The 14,753-nt window shown below is 70.8% G+C and carries 13 protein-coding genes; 7 read left to right on the top strand and 6 right to left on the bottom strand.

The genetic code is table 11. The features are described 5' to 3' along the window. The first annotated feature begins 137 nt into the window (after positions 1-137). The gene (locus GEMRO_RS0118660; protein WP_035485593.1) at positions 138-1,133 is read left to right on the top strand and encodes a class I SAM-dependent methyltransferase; all 996 of its coding nucleotides are present in this window, start codon (positions 138-140) and stop codon (positions 1,131-1,133) included. A gap of 41 nt (positions 1,134-1,174) precedes the next feature. Here the strand turns inward: GEMRO_RS0118660 and GEMRO_RS0118655 are convergent, their stop codons facing one another. From GEMRO_RS0118655 to GEMRO_RS0118640, 4 genes are all read right to left on the bottom strand, one after another. Then, positions 1,175-1,645: a YbaK/EbsC family protein gene (locus GEMRO_RS0118655; RefSeq protein ID WP_035485589.1), complete on the bottom strand. Its 471-nt coding sequence runs from the start codon at positions 1,643-1,645 to the stop codon at positions 1,175-1,177. Between the two features lie 230 nt (positions 1,646-1,875). After that, positions 1,876-2,715, bottom strand: a complete 840-nt coding sequence (locus GEMRO_RS30490; protein ID WP_051329226.1) for a hypothetical protein — start codon at positions 2,713-2,715, stop codon at positions 1,876-1,878. Between the two features lie 91 nt (positions 2,716-2,806). Beyond that, a complete protein-coding gene (locus tag GEMRO_RS0118645; protein WP_157505645.1) occupies positions 2,807-3,088 on the bottom strand; it encodes a hypothetical protein in 282 nt (93 codons plus the stop codon). Between the two features lie 579 nt (positions 3,089-3,667). Then, positions 3,668-5,068, bottom strand: a complete 1,401-nt coding sequence (locus GEMRO_RS0118640) for an L-serine ammonia-lyase (protein WP_027135217.1) — start codon at positions 5,066-5,068, stop codon at positions 3,668-3,670. Positions 5,069-5,246: 178 nt separating this feature from the next. Here GEMRO_RS0118640 and GEMRO_RS0118635 point away from each other — a divergent pair, with 178 nt between their 5' ends. The 5 genes from GEMRO_RS0118635 to GEMRO_RS0118615 all read left to right on the top strand — a co-directional run bounded on the left by GEMRO_RS0118635 (position 5,247) and on the right by GEMRO_RS0118615 (position 10,333). Continuing rightward, positions 5,247-5,588, top strand: a complete 342-nt coding sequence (locus GEMRO_RS0118635; protein WP_027135216.1) for a hypothetical protein — start codon at positions 5,247-5,249, stop codon at positions 5,586-5,588. Between the two features lie 6 nt (positions 5,589-5,594). Then, complete coding sequence (locus GEMRO_RS0118630; RefSeq protein WP_027135215.1) at positions 5,595-6,770, top strand: aminotransferase class V-fold PLP-dependent enzyme; 1,176 nt, start codon at positions 5,595-5,597, stop codon at positions 6,768-6,770. A gap of 97 nt (positions 6,771-6,867) precedes the next feature. Next, entirely contained in the window at positions 6,868-8,391 is a 1,524-nt protein-coding gene (locus GEMRO_RS0118625) for a glycosyltransferase family 39 protein (RefSeq protein WP_157505643.1), read from the top strand. Next, a complete protein-coding gene (locus GEMRO_RS0118620) occupies positions 8,388-9,395 on the top strand; it encodes a glycosyltransferase family 2 protein (RefSeq protein ID WP_084507182.1) in 1,008 nt (335 codons plus the stop codon). The genes GEMRO_RS0118625 and GEMRO_RS0118620 overlap by 4 nt, the downstream gene beginning before the upstream one ends. Continuing rightward, positions 9,392-10,333 carry a lysylphosphatidylglycerol synthase transmembrane domain-containing protein gene (locus GEMRO_RS0118615; protein ID WP_027135212.1) on the top strand — a complete coding sequence of 314 codons (942 nt, stop codon included), beginning with the start codon at positions 9,392-9,394 and terminating at the stop codon, positions 10,331-10,333. Before GEMRO_RS0118620 ends, GEMRO_RS0118615 begins: the two co-directional genes overlap by 4 nt. A gap of 9 nt (positions 10,334-10,342) precedes the next feature. On the opposite strand, the gene GEMRO_RS0118610 is transcribed toward GEMRO_RS0118615, so the two are convergent. Further along, positions 10,343-12,331, bottom strand: a complete 1,989-nt coding sequence (locus GEMRO_RS0118610) for a hydantoinase/oxoprolinase N-terminal domain-containing protein (protein WP_027135211.1) — start codon at positions 12,329-12,331, stop codon at positions 10,343-10,345. A gap of 229 nt (positions 12,332-12,560) precedes the next feature. Between GEMRO_RS0118610 and GEMRO_RS0118605 the strand changes: the two genes are divergently transcribed. Further along, positions 12,561-13,841 carry an MFS transporter gene (locus GEMRO_RS0118605; RefSeq protein WP_027135210.1) on the top strand — a complete coding sequence of 427 codons (1,281 nt, stop codon included), beginning with the start codon at positions 12,561-12,563 and terminating at the stop codon, positions 13,839-13,841. Positions 13,842-13,882: 41 nt separating this feature from the next. Here GEMRO_RS0118605 and GEMRO_RS0118600 read toward each other — a convergent pair whose 3' ends face one another. After that, a complete protein-coding gene (locus GEMRO_RS0118600) occupies positions 13,883-14,659 on the bottom strand; it encodes a sulfotransferase family protein (protein WP_027135209.1) in 777 nt (258 codons plus the stop codon). Positions 14,660-14,753: the final 94 nt, after the last annotated feature.

Genomic DNA, 14,753 nt, shown 5'->3' with positions numbered 1-14,753 from the left:
CCTCGCCTCCCTGTGGTTGCCCCGATCAGTGCCGGGCTTGCGCCGCGCCCGCAAGCCATGGCCCTGGCCGTTGACCGGCATCCTGCGATGGAGCAGCGTCCAGATCGGCCACAACTATATTCGTGGAGCGTGCGACCATGCCTGCCTCACCCGATCTGGTGATCGACGCGATCCTCGGCTTCACCAAGACCGCGGCGGTGTCCGCCGCGGTCGAGCTCGACCTGTTCACGGAAATCGGCGCCGGAGCTCAGACCATCCCGGCGCTGGCCGCGCGCACGCAGGCGTCGGAGCGCGGCATTCGGGCGCTGGCCGACTACCTGGTCGTGCTGGGCCTGCTCACCAAGGACGGGGAGAGCTACGGGCTTGCCGAGCCTTCGGCGGCGTTCCTCGACCGGCGCTCGCCGATGTTCCTGGGCTCGGTGACCGGGTTCCTGGCCGCCCCGGAGATGACCGCCCTCTCGCTGACCGATCCGGCCGGCAATGTCCGCCGGGGCGGTGCGGACGGCCGCGCCACCGCCACGCCCGACAACCCGCTCTGGGTCCGCTTCGCCGAGAGCATGGTGCCGTTCATGGGCCCGGCGGCCGCGATGACCGCCGGGATCGTGGCAGGCTGGAACCTGAAGCCGGCGGCGATCCTCGATGTGGCGGCCGGCCACGGGATGTGGGGCATCGCCCTTGCCCGGCAGGCGCCAGGCGCGGTGGTGACCGCCATCGACGGCGCACCGGTTCTGGACGTCGCCCGCCGCAACGCCGCCGAGGCTGGCCTTTCCGAGCGCTACCGGACGCTGCCCGGCGACGCGTTCGAGGTGCCGTTCGGCGATTCCTTCGACCTCGTGATGATGGCGCATCTCCTGCATCACTTCGATGCGCCGGCCTGCATCCGCCTGCTGGAGAAGGCGAAGGCGGCGCTGGCGCCGGGCGGACGGGCGCTTCTCCCGGAGTTCGTGGCCGGGGAGGACCGGGTGACGCCGCCGTTTGCCGGCCTGTTCAGCTACCTGATGCTGAACAACACCCCGGCCGGCCAGGCCCATACCCGGGCGGAATTCGCCGACATGGCTCACAAGGCCGGGTTCGGGACAGTGGAGTTCGTGCCGCTGGAGCCAACGCCGCAAACCCTGATCGTTTTGGCCTGATCCCCCGGGTTCGCCCCGGCCGGGACGCCGGCGAGGCCCGCTCAGCGGCGCGCCACCTCGGCGAACCGGCCGCCGGTCAGGCGGGCCAGCCCGGCCGGGGTCAGCCGGAACACGGCGTTGGGCGCCCCTGCCGCCGCCCAGATCTCGGCAAAGCCCTGCAGGTCCGCGTCGAGCAGGACAACCACGGCCTGGAGGTGGCCCACCGGCGCCACGCCGCCCACCGGATAGCCGGTGGCGGCCAGCACGAAGTCCGGGTCGGCCCGGCCGACCTTCTCGCCCAGGATCGCGCCGACCTTCTTCTCGTCGACCCGGTTCGCCCCGGACGCCACCACCAGCACCGGCCGGCCGCTCCGGCTCTTGAAGATCAGCGACTTGGCGATCTGCGCCACGTCGCAGCCGATCGCCTGCGCCGCCTCGGCGGAGGTCGCCGTGCTGGCATCGAACTCGATCACGGGGTGATCCGGGCCCAGCAGCTGCCGGACGCGCTCCACGGGCGAGGCTTCGTCGTTCATGCGGGAGATTGTACACAAGCCATTCTGGCCGTCGAGACGGCGGTGGCGCGCGGCACCACCGCCGCCGGCCCGACAACAGGCCGATCCGGGCGTCTCATCCGGTGTTGGCGTCTTGGCGCGCCATGCAGGGAGCATAGCACGAACAGACCGGGCCATTCATCTGAAATGGCCGAGGCGCGGCCGGATCCTTGTTCAGGCCAACCGTCCGGCTGCCCGTCGCCCCCCTGGCCTTACCCCGCGCCGCGACCTGTCCGGCCGCCGCCGATGCCGGCGAGGATTTCCACGGCCAGGTCGGTGAAGGCATGCCAGAGATCGTCGTCCAGCAGGTCTTCCAGCGCCAGGGCCGGCCAGCCGGTCGTCTTGCCGGTGGTGAAGGTCTGCGTGGGCAGAAGCGCGAACCTGGCCAGCAGTTCCTGCCGGACCTCCTCGTCCCGGAACTGGGGCACGCTCGCCAGCCGCTGGAACGAGATCTCCAGCCGTCCCGTGCTCTTGCGGAGGAAGAACGGCCAGGTCGGCTTGCCGTCGGTCCTAAGGAGACGGGCGACCATCGAATCGCCGGTATCGGTCGGACCCACCTCGCACTGCCCGGCACGGAACCAGGCGATGGCACGCTCCGCGCCCTGGCGCGACCGGCTGCCGAAGCTGCCTTCCAGCTCATCCAGCCACTCGGCCTCGGACGGCAGGCTCCGCGGACCGCCAACCGCCTTAGCGGTACGGGCCCGTTCGGTGGCGCCGACCAGCCGCGGCACCAGGGTGCGGACACCGGCAGCGTTCACGAACTGCTCCACCTCGACGGCAAGCACCTCGGCCGGGCGCATCTGTTCGTTGAGGAACTCGACGATCCGGGCCAGTTCCTTGGGGATCCGGTCGGCGACGAACAGCATCCGGATGCGACCCGACCGCAAGTTGGCCTCGACCTGCCGCCAGTAGGCTTCGGGGTCGGCACCCTCCAGGAACGATGACAGCAGTTCGTCCGGCTCCTTTCCATCGCGCTGGGCGGTCGCATGAAACGCGGCGATGATCTGCTCGATCGACCAGTAGGCAATCCCGTTGGCGGCATAATCGAGCATTTGCCCCCCGCCGCGCTCGGATGTCCCCAGGACATTCTCCGCGAGGCGGAGCAGGAAGACTTCAGGCGGCGGCGGGCGTCCTGATCGTCGCCTAAATCCCGGGCGGCTCCTGCCCCAGCATTACGGGCAAGACCCGGCGCATCACATCAGGATCGGTGGCCAGGGCACCCCGCTCCATGGCCTTGACGTCATCAATACTGACCCGCCCGCTCGCGAATCCATCAAGGAGCCGGCGGCAGAAGAGACTCGGGAATGTGCCCACATCGGTCTGTAGAACAGCTGCGGCCATCTCACGCTCCTTGAGAGCGAAGGCGTCCATGCGTTCGGTGCAATCCTGAAACATCGCCTGTCGCAGGGCCGGGTCTTCCTGCAACCTAGTCCTTAGCAACTCGTACTGCGCTCGGTCTGGTTGGGATGCAGTGGTGCACGCCGATAGGCCCAGCATGATCATGATCGCTAGGGCAGCACCGTACATCGTCAACCTCTCTGTTGCGCCGCCTTTTCGCCGGGCGCGGCCCCTGCCCTCACTTGTATGGGCAGCGAGATGCCTATTCCGTCAAGCCGAGGCCGTGACGAGGATCACCCGGCGCAACTGGGTCAACGAACGTAATCACCCGCCGAACTAGTGACCTCGCGGCGCGCCCGGGTGTCCCTGGCCTGCTCCCGCTTCACCAGGAGCAGTGCGCCTTAGGGGGCCTGCCGCCAGCCGCAGCAAAGCCGGGTGCTCGCCCAGGAGACTCTGGAAAAGGTCTTCCGAGCTGTAGTCGGAGCGATGAAGTTCCGTCAGCCGACTGGCGCCGTCGATGAGATAGATCCGTTCCGTCACCTTCGATCCCGTCCAGCCCCTTGCAGGACCATGCCATCCGGTCCTGAAGATCTGGTTAAGGCTGGACGGAATCGCGCAGGCAAACCCGCCAACGGTCGCATCCGGCGTTGTCGGGCAGACCTACCCTCAGCAGTCCACCACGCTGACCGGCACCTCGACCACGTTCACCGCCAACCCGCCCCGGGCGGTTTCCTTGTACTTGGTCTTCATGTCGGCGCCGGTGTCGCGCATGGTGCGGATCACCTTGTCCAGGCTGACGAAATGCTCACCGTCGCCGCGTAGCGCCATGCGGGCGGCGTTGATCGCCTTGACCGAGGCCATGGCGTTGCGCTCGATGCAAGGGATCTGGACCAGCCCGCCAATCGGGTCGCAGGTCAGACCGAGATTGTGCTCCATGGCGATCTCGGCGGCGTTCTCCACCTGGCGGGGGCAGCCGCCCAAAACTTCGGCCAGGCCCGCCGCCGCCATCGAGCAGGCCGAGCCGACCTCGCCCTGGCAGCCGACCTCGGCGCCGGAGATCGAGGCGTTCTCCTTGAACAGGATGCCGATGGCGCCCGCGGTCAGCAGGAAGCGGACGATCCCGTCGTCGGAGCGGCTGGGCACGAAACGGGCATAATAGTGCATCACCGCCGGAATGATGCCGGCGGCACCATTGGTGGGCGCCGTCACCACCCGGCCGCCCGCCGCGTTCTCCTCGTTCACCGCCAGCGCGTAGAGGTTCACCCAGTCGATGATGGTGAGCGGGTCGGTCAGCGCCCGCTCCGGCTCGGACTGCAGCTTCTCGTACAAAACGCGCGCGCGGCGGCGCACCTTCAGCCCGCCCGGCAGGATGCCCTCGCGCGCGCAGCCGTTGCGCACGCATTCCTGCATCACTGACCAGATCTCCAGGAGCCGGCGGCGGATCTCCGCCTCGTCGCGCCAGGCCAGCTCGTTCTGCAGCATCACGTCGCTGACCCGAAGCCCGGTCTCGGCGCAGATCGCCAGCAGCCGGTCGCCGGTGGTGAATGGGTGGCGCAAGGGCGTCCGGTCCGGCTTGATCCGGTCGGCCCCGGCCTCCGCCTCGTCGACCACGAAGCCGCCGCCCACCGAATAATAAACCGCCGCGCGCAGGGGCTGGCCTGCTGTGTCGAGGGCGGTGAACCGCATCCCGTTGGGATGGAAGGGCAGCGACTTCTTGCGATGGAGGACCAGGTGCACGCCCTCCTCGAACGGGATGGCCCGGCTGCCCATCAGGTTCAGGCGCTTGTCCGCGCGGATCGCCGCCACCCGGCCCGCCGCCGTCTCCACCGCGACGCTTTCCGGCGCCTCGCCCTCCAGCCCCAGCATCACCGCCTTGTTGGAACCATGGCCGACGCCGGTGGCGCCCAGCGAGCCGAACAGCTCCGCCTTCACCGAGCCGGTGCGCTCCAACAGCCCGTCCCGGGCCAGGCCTTCCGCAAAGGTGCGCGCGGCCCGCATCGGGCCCACGGTGTGGGAGGAGGAGGGACCGATCCCGATCTTGAAGAGGTCGAAGACGCTGATCGACATGACGAGGCACCGGACATCCAGGGATGCCAGCCCTATAGAGGATCCAAACGGCAAAGGCTCGCCTCGCCTGTCCCGATCACGTGCGCGATCGCGACAGGGCTGCCCGCTTGCCGCGGCACCGGCCGCGGCCTAGCTGTGCAGGTCAAGTCCACGACCGGAGTTGCCCTGGATGCTCAGGATGTCCGCCGCCCTTGCCTGTCTCCTCCTGACCGTGCCGGCCGCCCGGGCCGCGACGGCGGACGGCGACGCCATCCGCAGCGCGCTGATCGGCAACACCGTCCAGGGGGACATGGCGCTCACCGGCGCCTATTCCGAGTTCTACGCCGAGGACGGCAGCATCCACAGCAAGGACTATGAGGGCCGCTGGCGGATCCGCGACAACGAGATGTGCTTCAAGTATGGCGAGGAGCCGGCCACCTGCTACCAGGCCGAGGTCGACGGCGATTCCGTGACCTGGATGAAGGACGGGCAGGACAGCGGCACCGGGACGATCGTCCCGGGCAATCCCAACCAGTACTGACAAGCGATGACGTCGGTCTACGCCAGGCTCGGGGTCCGGCCGGTCATCAACGGCAAGGGCCCGGCCACGCGGCTGTCCGGGGGAAGGATCCGGCCGGAGGTGCTGGCGGCGATGGCCGAGGCCGCCGGCAGCTGCGTGGACATGGCCGACCTGCAGGCGGCGGCGTCCCGGCGGATCGCGCAGGCCACCGGCGCGGAGGCGGGCCTGGTGACCAGCGGTGCTGCGGCCGGGCTGCTGCTGGCGACCGCGGCCTGCGTGACCGGACTGGATCCCGGCCGGATGGCGCGGTTGCCGCAGATCGCCGGCATGCCCGGCGAGGTGGTGGTCGCCCGCTCGCAGCGCAATTTCTACGACCATGCGGTGCGGACCGCCGGGGTGCGGCTGGTCGAGGTCGGCCTGCCCGACCGCTATGCCGGGGCCGGGGTGCGCGACGCCGAGCCCTGGGAGTTTGCCGACGCGATCGGCCCGGACACCGCGGCGGTGCTGTGGGTGGCCGATGCCCAGGCCCAGCCGGGCCTGGCCCAGCTGGCCGAGGTCGCCCACGCGGCCGGCGTCCCGGTGATCGTCGACGCGGCCGCCCAGCTGCCGCCGTCCGCCAACCTGCGCCGGTTCACCGACGAGGGCGCCGACCTGGTGGCGTTTTCCGGCGGCAAGGCGCTGGGCGGCCCGCAGGCTTCGGGCATCCTGGCCGGCCGGCGCGACCTGATCATGGCCGCTGCACTGCAGATGCTCGACCTCGACGTCTGGCTGGAGCAGTTCCGCCCAAACCCCGACTTCATCGACCTTTCCAGGCTGCGCGGCCTGCCACCCCATGGGATCGGCCGGCCCTGCAAGGTCGGCAAGGAGCAGATCGTCGGCCTGCTGACCGCCCTCGACCTGTTCCTGGCCGAAGACGACCGGGAGCGCAGCCAGCGCTGGCTCCAGCTGCTCGAGGCGCTGCAGGCGCGCCTGGCGGGGATCGCCGGGATGGCCACGACGATCCTGCCGGGCACGGTGCCCCTGCTCCGGCTCGACCTGGAGCGCGAGGCCTGGCCGGTGGTGATGGCGCTGGAGGGCGGCACGCCGTCGGTCCGCCTGGATGTCGAGCAGCATCGCTCCGGCCGGCTGGTGGTGAATCCGATCTGCCTTGGCTCGGAGGAGCTGGACCCGCTGGCCGGACGGCTGGCCGCGGTGCTCGGATGACCATCATGCCCGGTGCCGCCTGAGACATGACGAAGCCGGTTGTTCTTCGCGGGACCATGGCTAGGGTGCGGGCGTCCCTCGTACCAGAAGGCGGGCCGTGCCCGACGCCCTGAACACCTCTCCGAGCGCTCCCAGTCTCAGGAACCGACTTGCCGAACCGGCGGTGATCGCCAGCGTGATCGTCGGCTGGCTGGCCCTGCATGCCCTCCTGCGCCTCCTGATCGGCCCGACCCTGGGCATGGACGACGCCGAGCAGGCCCTGGCCGCCCAGGCCTGGTCCTGGGGCTACCGCACCGAGCAGCCCCCCCTGTTCACCTGGCTGCTGCTGCTGATCGAGCCGGTGTTCGGCACCGGCTACGTCGCCATCACCGTGCTGCGCTACGCCTTTTTGGGCCTGCTCTGCTTCGCGTTCTGGAAGGCGGCCAAGGCCTGGCTCGGCGACGACGCCCGGGCCGCGATCGCGGTGTCGGCGCTGCCCACCATCTACACCTTCGGCTGGTACGCCCAGGTCGACCTGACCCACTCCACGGTACTCGCCACCGCGGTGGCGGTGATCCTGTGGCTGGCGGCGCGCCTGGCCGGGCGGCCGGCCATGGTCGACTATGTCGTGCTGGGCGTGGTGCTGGGCCTGGGCATCCTGGGCAAGTGGAACCTCGCCATGGCCGGGGCGGCGCTCCTGCTGACCGGGCTGATCCTGCCGGAGATGCGCCGGGCGGTGCTGCATCCGGGCACGCTGGTGGCCGCGGCCGTCGCCGCCCTGATCGTCCTGCCCAACGCGTTGTGGCTGCTGGCGCACAAGTCGATCGGGGCGGCCGGCAGCGCCGTGCTGATCCGGGGCGAGAAGAGCGCGCTCGGCAGCCTGCTCGACCTGCTCCTGGCGGTGCTGGCCTTCCCGCAGCCCTGGCTGATCCTCGGGCTGATCGTGTTCCTTCCGGCGCTGCTGCGCCGCCGCGGCCGGCTGCGCGCCGACCCGGCCTTCCGGATCCTCGGCACCTATGTGCTGGTGGCGCTCCTGCTGCACGCCCTGCTGATCCTCCCCTTCGGCGGGGTCAATTTCAGCGAGCGCTGGATGATCGTGCCGCTCCTGCCCCTGCCGATCCTGTTCGCGGCACTCCTGGATCCGCGCGACCTGCCCGTGGACCGCTGGCTGACCGTGATGGTCCTGGTGGTGGTGCTGGCGCTCGGGATCCGCACCGGCATGCATCTCTTGGGCGGCGACAGCTGCCCCGGCCGCTGCCGGATCCTGTCGCCGTTCGCCGAGCTGTCGGAGAGCCTGCGCGAGCGCGGCTTCCAGCAGGGCACGATCGTGGTCGACGACCTGCATCTGGGCGGCAACCTGCGGGTGCGGTTCGCCGCGTCGCGGGTGGTCGACGTCACCGCACCCGCCGGAGTGTTCGGCCCGCCGGTTGGCCAGGCCCAGTGCCTGCTCGCCTGGAACGCCGACGTGTTCGGCTACGTGCCGCCCGAGCGGCTGCTGAGCGGCGCGGTCGCCAAGCTCGGCATCGACATGGAGGCCGCGGCCATGCGAGGAGCCGTGAGCGCGCTGCTGGAAGGCGCCAGCTACAAGCGCCAGTCGGTCGGATACATTCTGTTCGACGGTCCCAACGGCGAGTGTCGATGACGTCCTACTACCGTCTGGCCCCGGATCTGACCGCGGAACCTGCCAAGGCCCCGGCGGCGCTCGACCTCGCGGTGATCGTGCCGGTGCGGGACGAGGCGGCGACCCTGGACGAGCTGGTCGCGCGGATCGAGGCGGTGTGCGCCGGCCACGACCTGCCGCTGCGCGAGATCATCCTGGTGGATGACGGCTCCACCGACGGCTCCTGGGCGGCGATCGAGCGGCTGGCGGCTGCCCGGCCCTGTGTCCAGGGCCTGCGCCTGCGCCGCAATTTCGGCAAGGCCACCGCACTGGACCTGGGCATCCGGGCCTCCTCGGCGCAGGTGATCGTCACCATGGACGCCGACCTGCAGGACGACCCGGACGAGCTGCCGCGCTTCATGGCGGCGATCGCGACCGGCCTGGACGTGGTGTCGGGCTGGAAGCAGATCCGCCACGACCCGGCGCACAAGACCTGGCCCAGCAAGCTGTTCAACAAGGTGACCGCCAAGGTCTCCGGCGTGCCGCTGCACGACTTCAACTGCGGCTTCAAGGCCTATCGCCGCGAGGTGTTCGCCGACATCCGCCTTTATGGCGAGCTGCACCGCTTCGTGCCGCTGCTGGCCCACGGGTTGGGCTTCGAGGTGGGCGAGCTGGTGGTGACCCACCATCCGCGCCGGCACGGCAAGTCCAAATACGGGCTGAAGCGCCTGTTGCGCGGGGCTGTCGACCTTTTGACCGTGCTGACCATCACCCGCTACGACCAGCGCCCGGGCCATCTGTTCGGCGGGGCCGGGGTCGCGATCGGGACGGTGGGCTCGCTGATCCTGTTCTACCTGTTCTGCCTCAAGCTGTTCACCGGCGCGCTGATCGGGCACCGGCCGCTGCTGCAACTCGGCATGCTGCTGGTGATCGTCGGCGTGCAGACCGTTTTGTTCGGGATGCTGGCCGAGCTGATCAACGCCCGGACCCGCCCGGCCGAGACCGGCCGGCTGATCCGCGCACGGACCGACGCATCCCCCGAATGAACCGTCGCGTCCTCGGCACCCTGGCCGCCGTGCTGCTGACCGCGGCCAGCCTGTGGTGGCTGGTCGCCACCGACCAGCTGGCGCCAGTGCTGGCCGGCCTTGGCGCCGCCGATTTGCGCATCCTGGCGCTGGTGCTGCCGCTGGTGGTGGTCCTGCAGTTCGCGCGGGCCGGCCGGTTCGTGCTGCTGCTGGAGCGGATGCGCCAGGGCGGCCTGATGGCGAGCTTCCGGATCTCCTGCGTCCATATCGCGCTGAACTTCCTCCTGCCGTTCAAGCTGGGCGAGGCGGCGTTCCCGCTTCTGGCGCGGCGGCTGATGGGCGTCGAGCTTGCCGCCGGCACCAGCACGCTCCTGACGGTGCGCATCCTGGATCTCGGCACCCTGTTCGCCTTCCTGGCGGTCTCGGCCAGCTTCGCCGTCCCGTCCTTGGCGTCCTGGCGCTGGCTGTCGCTCCTGGCCGCGGCCGCGGCCCTGCTGGCGCCCCTGGCGCTGCTGGTCGGAGCCCGTTTCGTCCAGCGGCGCATCCCCGTCCTGGCCTCGATCGGCGAGGTGCTGGCGCGCGCCCAGGCCCGGCACATCTTCGGCCAGGTGACGCTCTTGTCGCTGCTGGTATGGGCCTGCCATGCCGGGGTGGCCTGGCTGGCGTTCGCCGCGCTGGGCCAGCCGGTGGACCTGGCCACGGCCGTGTTCGCCGGCGCCTGCGCCAACTTGGCCTTCGCCCTGCCGTTCCAGGGGATCGCCGGCCTGGGACCGGTCCAGGCGGCGTTCGCCTGGGCGGCGGTGCAGGCCGGCGTGCCGACCCGCGAGGCGATCACCGTGGCGCTGGCGACCCATGCCGCCCTCCTGCTGTCCGGCTGCCTGCTGGGGCTCCTGGCAATGCTCTCGGAGCCGGGCCTGCGCTGGTGGCGGGCGCCGCCGACCGGCTCCCGCCCGGGCTGAGCGGGCAGCTCAGGCCACGAGGCCCGGGCGCCCGGAGGCGGTGGCGGTGACCACCGCCTCGACGAAGATCGACCCGCCTTCGATCCCGTCGACCATGGTCACCTTCTCGTCCAGCACCACCGCGATCTCGACCGCACCGGCCGCCTGGGCTCGCGCCCGCGCCTGCCGCTCCGCATCGATTCGGGCATGGGCCAGCGCCTCGGCCAGGACGAAGGTGTCGAACGGGCCGTTTGAGCCGTGCACCCGCATCCGCTGCTGCTCGACCAGCCCGATCGTGACCCTCGCATGCTGTACCACGTCGCCGGCCACCGCCCCGATCGCGTTGCTGACCTCGGCAAAGGGCGGGATCACCGCCTCGGTGGCAAGGCGCGCGCAGGCTTCGGGATAGAACAGCCGGGCCGGCGCGCCGATCGCCACCACCGGCAGGCGCAGCTCCATGCGTGGCCGCACCAAGCCCCCGGCACCGTCGCCGGAGACCGCCCGCTCCAGGAGGTCCCGCACCGCCGATGTCTCGGTCGCGGCGGCGCCGTCCTCCGCGAACGCCGCACCCAGCAACGCGCAGGCGGTCTGGCGGATGGCGAGCTCCACCACCAGGCGCGCGAAATGCTCCGGATCCAGCAGGCGCTCGTCCTTGGCGACAAGGGATTCGTAGCGGCCGCGCAGCCGGGCGCCGAGCCGTGCGCCGGCCGGGTCCCAATTGTCCTGCAGCCCCAGGACATGGGCGGCATCCGACGGGGTGAAGGCGGCGCGGGCGACCAGGCCGCGGTCGACCAGGCGCTCCAGCTGGCGGGCGGCGTGGCGGCGCTCGCAGATCTCGTCCAGCGCCATCGGCCCCTCGGCCAGCCATTCCCAGACCTCGCGCTGCAGGCGCGGCAGGGCGGCCGGATCGTCCAACGCGCGCATCCGCACGGCGAACATCCCGTCCAGCGGGCGCCAGAACGGCCGCTCCAGCTGCGCCTCCATCTCCGCCAGCACTCCCGGGTGCTGCCGCGCCAGGAGCGAGAGCGGCACCGCGCGGCGTGGGCCCAGGACCAGGCGCTTCAGCTCGTCGCGGCGGACCTCGCTGTCCCCGCCCAGGCCCGAGGTATGGACCGCGATCGCTTCCACCATGGTGCGGAAGCGGCCGACCCTGGCCCCGTTCGGGTCGAGTTCCGGCCGGCCGCCGCGCAGGAAGGCGATGTCGGTGGTGGTGCCGCCGATGTCGGACACCATCACGTCCTGCAGGCGCGACAGGTGGGCCGCCCCCACCACGCTCGCCGCCGGCCCGGACAGGATCGTCTCCACCGGGCGGAGCAGCGCCGTGGCGGCGGTGACCAGCGAGCCGTCGCCCTTGGTCACCATCAGCGGCGCGTCGATGCCGCGCTCGGCCAAAAAGCCGCGCACCCCGCCGATCAGGCGGTGGATGTCGCCGATCAGGCGGGCGTTGAGCAGGGTGGTGAGTGCCCGGCGGGTGCCGTCGAGGCGGGCGGTGAGCTCGTGCGAGGCGGTGGCGGGCTTGCCGGTGGCGGTTGCCAGCAGTTCGGCGGCGCGCCGCTCGTGGCCGGGATTGCGCACCGCGAAATGGCCGGTGATCGCGAAGGCGTCGATGCCGGGGGCCACGCGGGCCGCCTCCTCCAGCAGCCGGGCCTCGTCCAGCGGCGCCTGTTCCCGGCCATTGGCGTCGTGCCCGCCCGCGATGAACAGCACCGGGTCGCCGCGCAGTGCCTCCTTCAGGTCGGCCCGCTCCAGGGCATCGGCGCCAAAGCCGATCAGCACCAGGGCCACCGGCCCGCCATGGCCCTCCACCAGGGCATTGGTCGCCAGCGTCGTGGACAGGCCGATCAGGCCGATCGGGGGCGGCGTGTCGCCCAGGGCTTCCGATACCGCCGCGCGCACGCCGATCGTGAGGTCGTGCTTGGTGGTCAGCGCCTTGGCGGCGCGCACCACCCCCTTGTCAGGGTCGAACAGCACCGCGTCGGTATAGGTGCCGCCCGTGTCGATCCCGAGCCGGAAACTCAAGCGTGATCCCCCGCCGCTGCCCGGCCGTGGGCGTAGCACGCCGCACCACGGAAGGAAGCGGCCTCGATGCCGCCGCGGCGGGAATGAGCCGGAAATGCTGCAACAGGCCGCTTCCAGTGCGTCCCGTGACGCATGACCGTGGCCGAACAGCCCAAAGGAAGGCTAGAGGGATCGGAAACCAGGGCCATCAAGCCAGCAACGACTCGGCGCGCATCAACGCAGGACGATCATGACCCGTACGATATTATCCGCCTGGTCGCTGCTGCTGGGCATGGCGGTGCTGATGCTCGGGCACGGCCTGCAGGGCACGCTCCTGCCCCTGCGCGCGGCGGCCGAGGGGTTCGCCCTGTCCAGCACCGGCATCGTGATGTCCAGCTATTACCTGGGCCTGGTGGTGGCGCCCTTCATCGTGCCGCATTTCGTGGGCTCGGTGGGGCATGTCCGGGTGTTCGCCGCCCTGGCGTCGCTCGCCTCGGGCATCATCCTGGCGCACATCCTGTGGGTGAACCCGATCGTCTGGGCGCTGCTGCGCTTTCTGACCGGCATGGCCCTTTGCGGGGTCTACATGACCGCGGAGAGCTGGCTGAACAGCAAGGCGGACAACCGCACCCGGGGCGGGCTGTTCTCATTCTACATGGTGATCCAGACCGGCGGGTTCGCCGGCGGCAACTTCCTGCTGAACCTGGCGCCGGTGAACTCCTGGCAGCTGTTCGTGGGCGTGTCGGTGCTGTTCTCGGTGGGGCTGATCCCGATCCTGCTGGCCGACAACCAGGCGCCGCCGCCGTCGCGGCCGACCCATGTCGGGTTCCGGGAGCTCTGGCGGCTCTCGCCCCTGGGCCTGGTCACCATCTTCGGGATCGGGATCGCCCAGGGCGGGCTCTACGCCATGGGCCCAATCTGGGCGCGCGAGTTCGGCATGTCGGTCGGCACCGTGTCAATCTTCATGGCGGTGACGCTGATCGGCGGTGCTTTGTTCCAGATGCCGATCGGGCGGCTGTCCGACTGGATGGACCGGCGCATCGTGCTGGCCGCGGTGAGCTTCGGCGCGGCGCTGGCCTCGGCCATGGTGCTGACCGCGCAGCCCTCGGCGGAGACGCTGGTGCTGGTGCTGTTCTTCCTGTTCGGCGGCCTGAGCCTGCCGATGTATTCCTTGGGCGTCGCCCACACCAACGACTTCATGCGCGCCGACCAGCTGGTGGGCGTGAGCGGCGCGCTGCTGCTGGCGAACGGGCTGGGCGCCGCGATCGGCCCGACCCTCACCTCCTTCATCATGGAGCAGGCCGGGGTCTACGCCTTCCCGCTGATGCTGGCGGCCGCCCATGCCGCGATCGGCGCCTTCGCTCTCTGGCGGATGACCCGCCGCCCGGCGCCGACCGCCGCGGAGCGCGGGCCCGTGCAGGCGATCCCGACCGGCAGCCCCTACAGCACGGTGCTGGCGCAGGAAGCCAGCGCCGTGCGGCGCGAGGCCCAGGAGGAGGAAGTCCGCCAGGAGCAGCTCGAGGAGGCCTGAGCCGGCAGACGGCCGGCTGAGCCGCCCGGCGCGCGGGCGGCTCAGCCGGGGGCCGGCCCCCGGACGGGCGGCTCCGGGGTCATCGAGCGGTAGCCCAGCCGCCCCGCCACGGGGGCGCAGGCTTCCCAGATCGCCGCCGCCTGCTCGTCGGTGCCCTGCCAGCCGGCGACCTTGCCGGCCCGGTAGCGCACCGGGTTCATGGTGTTCATCGTGTTGAAGCTGGTGACCTTGGGCGTCTGCAGTTCCAGGCGCAGATAGGCCGCGAGGGTGCGCACGGTCGCCTCGGGATGGCGGAAATGATGCTCGTAGGCGACCCGGATCAGCGGCACCCGGGCCTCCAGCCAGCGCTCGTGGAACTCGACATAGCCCGGCAGGGTCGTGCCGTTGCCGCGGGTCGCGACGAACTCGGGCGCCAGCTCCTTGTCCTGCTTGCTCAGGCAGTGCCAGGACCAGCAGGCGGGGAGCGGGTGGCGGATCATCTGCACCACCGTCTCGCCCGGCAGGTAGCTGGCGTAGGGCGGCTCATGGGTCTTGAGGTAGTAGGTGACCGGCTGGCCGGCGAGCTCGCGGCGGCGCTCCTCGGTCAGCCAGGACAGCCAGCCCGGCACCAGGCCGACCTTCTGGCCCAGGCGGAAGATCTGCGGCTCGTCCTGGTCGATGACGATGCCGTGCTTGCCCGTCATGATCCGCTGCCACGTTTCCTGGCCGGCCGCCGGCATGTAGGGATCGGTGACGGTGATGCCCCAGTTGAGCCAGAACAGGTCGCGGAGCACGCTGTTGCCGCAGCGCGGCCAGGTCGCGACATAGACGATCATCATTCAATCCCGGAGGGCGCGCGCAAGCTTCGTGGATGGTCCCGACGGGACACGGGGGCCGATTGATAAAACGGCGCCGTGTCACATGGGAAGCATC

Origin of the sequence: Geminicoccus roseus DSM 18922 (assembly GCF_000427665.1) — a bacterium.
Classification (GTDB): domain Bacteria; phylum Pseudomonadota; class Alphaproteobacteria; order Geminicoccales; family Geminicoccaceae; genus Geminicoccus; species Geminicoccus roseus.
Note: the sequence above shows the minus strand (reverse complement) of the source record. Positions and strands in the feature narration are given on the sequence as shown.